Source organism: Gilliamella sp. Fer4-1, from assembly GCF_001690515.1.
GTDB classification, from domain to species: Bacteria; Pseudomonadota; Gammaproteobacteria; order Enterobacterales; family Orbaceae; genus Gilliamella; species Gilliamella apicola_C.
Genome location: NZ_LZGZ01000341.1, coordinates 19,344 through 28,241, shown reverse-complemented (window position 1 = coordinate 28,241; position 8,898 = coordinate 19,344). Strand labels below are relative to the sequence as shown.

Annotated in this window: 5 protein-coding genes; 4 read left to right on the top strand and 1 reads right to left on the bottom strand. The window is 36.5% G+C overall.

The genetic code is table 11. From position 1 onward, the window contains the following. The first annotated feature begins 104 nt into the window (after positions 1–104). Positions 105–740, top strand: coding sequence for an NAD(P)-dependent oxidoreductase (locus A9G30_RS11665; RefSeq protein ID WP_065589063.1), 636 nt, complete (start codon positions 105–107; stop codon positions 738–740). Between the two features lie 396 nt (positions 741–1,136). Here A9G30_RS11665 and A9G30_RS11660 read toward each other — a convergent pair whose 3' ends face one another. After that, positions 1,137–1,643, bottom strand: a complete 507-nt coding sequence (locus A9G30_RS11660; RefSeq protein WP_065583187.1) for an NADAR family protein — start codon at positions 1,641–1,643, stop codon at positions 1,137–1,139. Positions 1,644–1,974: 331 nt separating this feature from the next. Between A9G30_RS11660 and A9G30_RS11655 the strand changes: the two genes are divergently transcribed. From A9G30_RS11655 to A9G30_RS11645, 3 genes are read left to right on the top strand one after another with little or no spacing between them, the layout of a single operon-like run. Then, on the top strand, positions 1,975–4,554 hold the full coding sequence (locus A9G30_RS11655) for a type I restriction-modification system subunit M (RefSeq protein ID WP_065589062.1): 2,580 nt from the start codon (positions 1,975–1,977) through the stop codon (positions 4,552–4,554). Further along, positions 4,551–5,795, top strand: coding sequence for a restriction endonuclease subunit S (locus A9G30_RS11650; protein WP_065579465.1), 1,245 nt, complete (start codon positions 4,551–4,553; stop codon positions 5,793–5,795). Before A9G30_RS11655 ends, A9G30_RS11650 begins: the two co-directional genes overlap by 4 nt. Before the next feature lie 13 nt (positions 5,796–5,808). After that, complete coding sequence (locus A9G30_RS11645) at positions 5,809–8,889, top strand: type I restriction endonuclease subunit R (RefSeq protein ID WP_065589061.1); 3,081 nt, start codon at positions 5,809–5,811, stop codon at positions 8,887–8,889. Positions 8,890–8,898: the final 9 nt, after the last annotated feature.

Genomic DNA, 8,898 nt, shown 5'->3' with positions numbered 1-8,898 from the left:
GTTGAATACTAATCTAAAAATACTTATTTAGTAACTAATTTTTTCGAAAAGATATTTATTAAATTTAAAAAATATTAATTTAAACAATACGAAAGGAGTATACAATGAAAATTGCTGTAATTGGTGCAAGCGGTAAATCAGGCTCATTAATTGTTAAAGAAGCGCTTTCACGTGGGCATGATGTCACGGCGATTGTACGTAAGCCAACTTCTCACGTCGATCCAAAAGCAAAAGTATTGGTTAAAGATCTGTTTGATCTGACTTATGAAGATTTAAAGCCTTTTGATGTGATTGTCGATGCTTTTGCCACATGGACACCAGAATCATTGCCATTACATCAAACCAGCTTAAAACACCTTACTGATATTTTAAAAAATAGACCTAATCGATTATTAGTTGTAGGTGGTGCAGGAAGCTTATACGTTAATCCAGAAAATACTATTCGTTTAGTCGATACACCTGAATTTCCTGATCAATTTAAACCATTAGCGACTAATATGGCTAATGCGCTTGATGAACTTAGAAAATGTGATGATGTGCAATGGACTTATTTAAGCCCTGCTATTGAGTTTATTGCGGATGGAGCAAGAACAGGCCACTATAAAGCTGGCGGTGAGCAAGTGTTATTCAATAATAAAGGTCGGAGCCAAATTAGCTATGCCGATTACGCCATTGCAATGATTGATGAAGCAGAAAACGCTAAACATATTAAGCAACGCTTTACCATTGTTACTGAATAATCACACTAAAATAGCGTGATTAAGTTTTTTGAGTAGTTATAGAGGATTATGTTAAACAATAGCTAGTAGAATAACTCAGAAAAAATTTTTAAACCCTTTACACTTTTATTTATTGTTTAGCATTGTACCTCGTTTTAAACGTTTTTAGCGTTTAGTGAAACACATTAACCCAGAGCCATAACCCAAAGGGATCGAAAGGATCCCTTTGGGTCATTTTATCGATACTCTCGTAAAGTGTTGCCTACGGTAAATTGCCCTACCAAGCGAGAATAATTTTGTTTAGACTTTAGTGAAAAGCAGTAAATTATTGTCGATAAGGCTTCAGGTAATATGGTATTTGAGTATACAAATCTACTTATTGGGGAAAATATACCTAAAAATGTAAGTCCGCCTTATTTAATAACTTAATTTAGATTGTTCTTTTAATGCCTTGCGCACTGCCATCAAAACTTCACCTAATAAGTTTTTTCCTCGCCATTTGGCCATATTAAATCGCATTTCATCATCCATGCTTAAACCAATTCCCCAAACTTTATCATAAGGGCTGGCTTCTGCTAAAACTTTATCTTTGGTTGATAATAACGATTTTTTAAGCTCCGCATTTTGAGAAAACTTTGCATAATTACCTTTAAAAACAATTTTTTTCTTATTGTTATCCCATATCGTTTCATCAAAATTACGCACAGCTTGCCCGATCTGCTTTTGCATTTTCGAGGAAGTGATAGATAAAATGGTATTGGCGCTTTCTACATCTTGAAATAACAATGCTTTAGCATACATCATCCACTGCTCTGCACTAGTAAATGTAATATTATCAATGACAAAATGGCAAGGGTACCATTGAGATAAGTAATTGTCAGGACTAAAAAAGAAAATCATTTTCTTTTTTCCAACTTGTTTCATCTTTTGAAATCGCTCCTTGTTTAGAATACTCAAGCTAAAAATTCATTAACGTACAAATAAAACCTAACCATTGATAAAAGTAATACATATTGTATTGGGTTATCACATAATTTCCAATTTAAATACATTCTATCAAATAACAAGCTTCCAGATACCCTCTGCATAATATCTTTTCTTCCCTATTTTACAGCGATATTGACTTTGACTGATTTAGCTAGGATTTTGCGCTAATTATCGCTAAAATACAGCGCAAACTAGGTTGGTTATAAAACCATTAAAAATAACCCTGTTTTTATACCAAGATAACATTAGCAAACGAGGTTAATACGTTGTGATTACATCTGAAGAGATTAAAAGTCGATTATGGGATGGCGCCAATGAGCTGCGTGGTTCGATGGATGCCAGCCGTTATAAAGATTATATGTTAGGTTTAATGTTTTATAAATTTTTAAGCGATAAAACATTAGCTGCATTTAAATCGATGACAACCCGAGATGAGATCACCGAGTCCGAGCTTATCACCAATTATTACAATGGTATGGCTGAACGTGGTCCTCAATTAGAAAGCATGTTACAACGTACGTTGGGTTATTATGTTTTACCCGAGCATCTTTATCAAACTTGGATCGCGGATATTAATAAAGGCAATTTTGAAGTGCAAAAAGTGATCGACAGTTTAAATCACTTTGAACGTTCAATTGCCAATAGCAAAGATGCCGATGACTTTAAAAATCTATTTTCTAATTCAACCTTAGATTTAACCGATACCGCTCTTGGTAGTAATTTACATGAACGCAGTAAAAATATTAAAGCCTTAATCTTATTATTTGCCGATCTTGATATGGTCACTTTGCAAAAAGGCGATGTATTAGGCGATGCTTATGAATACCTGATTGGGCAATTTGCCATGGAATCGGGTAAAAAAGCGGGGGAATTCTATACGCCTCGCCAAGTAAGTGAAGTGATGGCACAAATCGCCGCCAAAACACCAATTATCCGTTCGATTTATGACCCGACGGTTGGATCTGGTTCATTACTGCTAACAGTTAAAAAACATTTAACTAAACAAGCACAACAAAGCTTAACCTATTACGGTCAAGAAAAAAATACCGCCACCTATAATCTAGTGCGGATGAATTTATTACTGCATGAAGTTAAACCCAATAAAATGACTATCAGAAATGGCGATACTTTAGCCCATGATTGGCCTGAAGATCCTGAACGTCCTAGCGAGGGCGTCCAATTTGATGCGGTGGTAATGAATCCCCCATATTCGGTAAAAAACTGGAATCGTGCAGGGCTAAAAGTGAGCGATCCCCGTTTTGAAATAGCTGGCGTATTGCCGCCTGATTCAAAAGGTGATTTTGCCTTTTTATTACATGGACTATTCCATTTAGGACAAAGCGGTACCATGGCAATTGTATTACCCCATGGAATCTTATTCCGTGGTGCAGCCGAAGGAGAAATCCGCAAACGATTATTAGAAAAGAATTACATTGATACCGTAATCGGCTTGCCAAGCAACCTGTTTACCAACACTGGCATCCCCGTTGTGGTTTTAGTGTTGAAGAAGAATCGACAGCTCAGCGATCCGGTATTAATCATTGATGCCTCAAATACCTTTATCAAAGTCGGTAAGCAAAATGTCTTGCAAGAAAAAGACATCGCCAAAATTGTTGATACTTATGTATCACGTCAAGAGCAAGCTGGCTATAGCCATTTAGCCACTCGCCAAGAGATTATCGCCAATGAATACAACCTCAATATCCCCCGCTATATTGATGCCATTGATGATGATATTGCTCACGACGTTGAAGGTCATTTATTAGGTGGTATACCACAGCACAATATTGAGCAACTGGCGGTTATCCGCGCCACCACCCCCGATCTATTACAGTCGGCATTAGAGCCTGTTCGTCCGAAATATTTCATTTTAAAAGAAGAGATTAGTCAATTAAGCGCTAAAATTTTAAATGATGCACGTGTTCTACAACAATCTGAGCAATTAGCGAAGCAAACGCAAGCTTATATTGACCGCTATTGGTCACAAATCATTGCAATTAATGATCCTGAACAGATTCACCCGCTGATGGAAGTAATGTTAAACGATATAAAAATCTTACTAGCAAGCTTTAATCATCTTGATATCTATGACGGCTATCAGATTATTGCCGAAATTTGGCAAAATACATTACTCCATGACGCTGAAATTATTGCCGCAACTGATTTTTATACCGCAGCACGTAACCGAGTACCGAATATGGTCAACAAAGGTAGCGGTGCTAAAAAACGGTCTGAGCAAGACGGCTTTATCAGCAGTCTGATTCCAAGCGAATTAATTGCTACGGAATTATATGCCGATGAATTAGCTAATATCGACCACAATAAACAGCAAATCCAAACGCTAGAAAGCGAACTTGCGGATCTTATTGAAGCAGCCAAAGTCGAAGACAGCCCTGAGTACGATGCGCTGTATGAATCATTGAAAAAGAATGATGATGACGAACCGCTTGATACATTTGATAATAAAAAACTCAAACAAGAGTTAAAAGAGACACCAAAAGATGCTGAAGCATATTTAACACTTAAAAAAGTGGATAAATTAATCAGCCAAAAATTGACATTAAGTAAACAAATTAAAGCGGACGAATTGGCATTAAAAGAAGCGGTACAAGAACGGATTTTGAGCTTAACGGATCAAGAAATTGACACACTAATGTCTAAAAAATGGTTTGGTAATACCATTGTGTTACTGAGCGAATTAATCGAAAAACCGATTAAAGCCGAATTAAAAACCCTGCAAATGTTAAACGAACGTTATCAAGACACCTTAACTTCGATTGATAAAGAGATCGAACAACTCGAAGCCGAGTTACAAGCAATGATGCAAGATCTGGTGGTAACGCAATGAGTCAAAGTAAGAAATTAATTCCTAAGCGGCGGTTTAAGGCGTTTGAGGATAGAGAGGCTTGGAGTCTTTTAAAACAACTCAATGAATATGCTGAAATATTAACTGGTGGTACTCCTAGTACTCAAATTAAAGATTTTTGGATGCCGAAAGAAGTTCCATGGATGTCTTCTGGCGAAATAAATAAGAAAAGAATTTTTTCTACAGATAATATGATTTCCCAAAAAGGATTTGATAGTTCTAGTGCACGCTGGATAAAAGAGAAGTCAATTCTTATCGCATTAGCAGGACAAGGAAAAACTAGAGGAAAAGTCGCAATAAATGAATTACAAATAACAACAAATCAGTCTATTGCAGCAGTAGTACCAAATGAAAAACTTGATTCAGAGTTTTTATTTCAAAATTTAGGTATGAGATATGAAGAATTACGTTCGATTTCTTCTGGGGATGGTTCTCGTGGAGGATTAAATAAAAAAATCATATCCGAGCTGCATGCTACTATTCCGAATATTGATGAACAGAAAATTATTGGAATTTTTTTCCAAAAACTTGATAACCTTATTAATACTCAACAAAAAAAATTGGAAAAAGCCAAAACCCTAAAATCAGCTTATCTAAGGGAAATGTTTCCGAATGAGGGGGAATTAAAGCCTAGATTGCGGTTTAGTGTTTTTTGTGAAGATTGGACGCCTAACAAATTAGGGGATGTGACGATATGGAGTAAGGGAGCTAATTTAGCAAAAGATGTGTTAAATAATGAAGATAACGGACATCCAGTAATACACTATGCTGACTTATATAAATTTTCTCCCGTAATTGATAATGTAATTCATTGGTCTAAAAGTAATGAAGGTCATATTATACCAAAGAATTCTTTACTTTTCCCTATGTCAGATGTTACTCCTAGAGGTCTGGCTCGAACCACTACTATCACTAAAAAAAATGTAAGAGCTGGTAGTGATACTCTAATTGCAACAATTTCAGATGAAATTAGTGCAGAATATTTATCCTATCAAATAAATGCTAATCATAAGAAAATTTTTCCCTTAGTGACAGGAACCACAGTCAAACATATTAATGCTAGCTCTTTGTCAACATTATTTATTACACTAACGGATATAATTGAACAAAATAAAATATCGACATTTTTTAATTTATTAGAAAAGCACATAAATTTAGAACAAAAAAAATTAGATAAATTAAAACACATCAAACAAGCCTATTTAAACGAAATGTTTGTATAAAAGGAGTTAAGGAATGAGTCAGGTTGTAAAAGATGCCGCAGAAAAAATTTTTCAAGAAAATTTCGTCAGGGAATTAGAAAAACAGAAATGGCAGGCGCCTGACTTTTTAGATGGTAATCGACATAAAGTGACCGTTAATGATTTAGTCACCCATTGGCGTAATGAACTTAATCGGCTTAATGCCGATCAACTTGAAGGTGTTGAATTAACCGATAACGAATTTAGCCAAGTAATGGCAAAAGTTAACCAACTACAAAACAGTTACCAAGCGGCAAAATTGCTCGCTATGGAAGAGTCAAAAGGCAAAATTGATGGCATCTATCGCGATGATAACCCGCTTATCACCCGTAAGCAAATTACCTTAACTATCTTTAAAAAAGCCGAAGTGCGTGGCGGTGATTCCAGTTATCGCATTGCCCGCGAGGTACAAACCCCTAACGGCAACCGTTTTGATTTGGTGCTATTAATTAATGGTTTACCGTTAATTAATATTGAACAAAAACGGACCGATAAAAACCTTGACGAAGCATTTGAACAGTTTAAGCGTTACTATCGAGATGGTGAATATAGCCACAATTTTATGGCTTTTTCGCAAATGATGGTAATAAGTAGTGAAATCGAAACTCGTTACTTTGCCACGCCTAAATCAATTAGTGACTTTAACCCTAGCTTTGTGTTTCATTGGGCAAATAAATTCAATCAACCGATCAATCATTGGCAACAAGTCATTGAACACTTTTTAATGATCCCCATGGCGCATCAAATGGTGGGCGACTACTTAGTCATTGATGAAGCCAAAGAGGAAGAAAACCGCCGACATATGCTAATGCGCCCTTATCAAGTCTTTGCTTTACAAGCAGTAGAAGGGGCGGCATTTGGTTGGGATAATCCCAATAAAAAACCACATGGCGGCTTTGTTTGGCATACTACAGGATCGGGTAAAACTATCACCAGTTTTAAAACTGCGCTATTTTTATCAACTCGAGCTTATTTTGATAAAGTGGTCTTTTTGGTTGATCGGCGTGAACTTGATAGCCGAACCAGTGATAACTTTAAAGCCTATGCTGCCTTTGAGCCTGTCACGGTTGATGACACGCACAGCACTGCGCAACTTAGAAAACACCTTAGCACGCGCCAAAATGGCATTGTGGTCACCACTATCTTTAAACTGCATAATTTGGTTAAAGCCCTTGAAGAGGGTAAAGATAGTCACTTAGCCGATAAAAAAATTGTCTTTATTGTTGACGAAGCACACCGTTCCACCATGAAAAATATGATGGGCGATATAAAAAGCCATTTTAGAAGAAATGGGCTATTTTTTGGCTTTACTGGTACGCCGCTTTTTGATGAAAACAAAATTAAAGGCAAAATAAACGAAAACAGCGAAGTGATTAACACTACCGAAAAGTTATTTGGCCCTAAATTACATCAATATACCATTGATGAAGCCATTGCTGATGGCAACGTGCTCGGGTTTCATGTCGATTATATTAATACTGGCGAATTTAGCAGTTATGAAGATTTACGCGATAAGCTTATTGAGCGTATTAAAATCGAAAAACCAGAACAATCCGATCGCGAAATCGCCCGATTAGTACATAGCTGGAGCGAAACCGAAGTTGAAAAGCAAGCTATTGATAAAGAGCTATTAGTTTATCATGATCAAACTCATATACCACAAGTGGTTACAGAGATTTTAAATAACTGGCAAGCACAATCTCAACAGCAACAATTTAATGCTATTTTAACCGTCGCTTATAAAGAACGGGTGATTGCCTATTATCAGGAATTTAAAAAACAACTTGCAAGCCAACAGCAAAAAATCAATATCGCCATGACCTTTAGCTTTGGTAACGAAAATGATCCAGATAATGTCGATCCCGAAATTATCAGTGCCATGTTTAATGATTACGCAGCGTTTACTGGCATTAAGTTTATCGCCGGTGATAAAAAGCATGGTGAACAAGCCTATTTTGAGGATGTGGTCGAGCGTGCTACCCGTGGCGGTAGTGGTCGTAATGGTAAAAATATTGATTTAGTGATTGTCGCTGATCAGCTATTAACAGGCTATGATTCTAAACGACTCAATACTCTTTATGTTGACCGCACTTTAAAGCTACAAAATTTAATTCAGGCTTATTCACGCACCAATCGCGTGTTTGGTTCTAGCAAAGAGTTTGGCACAATTGTAAATTTCCAAACCCCACGCCTGACCGAACAAATGGTTAACCAAGCCCTTGAGCTATATGGTAGTGGTGGTAGCAGTAGCAAAGCGATTGTTGAAACCTATGCCACTGCTGTGCGAATTTTAGCTAACGATTTGGAGCAATTAGTTTTAACCTTAGCCGATCCAACCCAATGGCAATTAATTCAACATGATGATAAAAAACTAACTGAATTTAGCAAAGCGTTTAAAGTTGCCGATGATCAGCTTAATATTGTCCAACAATATTACGAATATCAATGGGATAATGCCACTTTTGGCATGACAGAGCACCGTTGGTTGCAATATGTTGGCGCATTTAAAAACTTAACCGCTAAAGATAATACGACTAAAAAGCCAATCGTAGCACCAACTTTAATCGGTAAAACCAAATTAGCGGGCACACAGGTGATTGATGCTGCCCATATTCTTAGCTTAATTGGATCTAAAGTGAAGCATGTTGATGGTGTGCAAACCGTTAACGACGAAACTAGGCGCATTATCTACGAACAAATCCAAGAATTAAGTCAAATGGGCGAAGATCAGCAAGCAAAAATATTAAAGGAATTTGTCGATTCCGAATTATTAACAGGTCGCCTATCCAGCCAAGTCCATTTTGATCAAGCATTTGCCAATTGGAAAAACGATAAAATCAAACATGCCGTTAACCAGTTTGCTAACGAATGGGGTATTGATAGCAAGCTATTATTACAAGCAATAACTGAATTTGAACTATCAAAATCGGATATTGTGCCTTATTTTGCTGAAATGATTGAAACGATTGATTTAAGCAAAGCAAATAAAGATATTGATAATTTATTTATGCTCAATCTCGCCTTACATGACGAACTTCCACGTTGGATGACCGAGATTAAACAGCAATTTAACTGATTACTTTTA

What these genes read in the sequence shown, in the direction of transcription:
- A9G30_RS11665 (WP_065589063.1), top strand. Translation starts at nt 105, where the DNA reads ATGAAAATTGCTGTAATTGGTGCAAGCGGTAAATCAGGCTCATTAATT.
- A9G30_RS11660 (WP_065583187.1), bottom strand. Translation starts at nt 1,643, where the DNA reads ATGAAACAAGTTGGAAAAAAGAAAATGATTTTCTTTTTTAGTCCTGAC.
- A9G30_RS11650 (WP_065579465.1), top strand. Translation starts at nt 4,551, where the DNA reads ATGAGTCAAAGTAAGAAATTAATTCCTAAGCGGCGGTTTAAGGCGTTT.
- A9G30_RS11645 (WP_065589061.1), top strand. Translation starts at nt 5,809, where the DNA reads ATGAGTCAGGTTGTAAAAGATGCCGCAGAAAAAATTTTTCAAGAAAAT.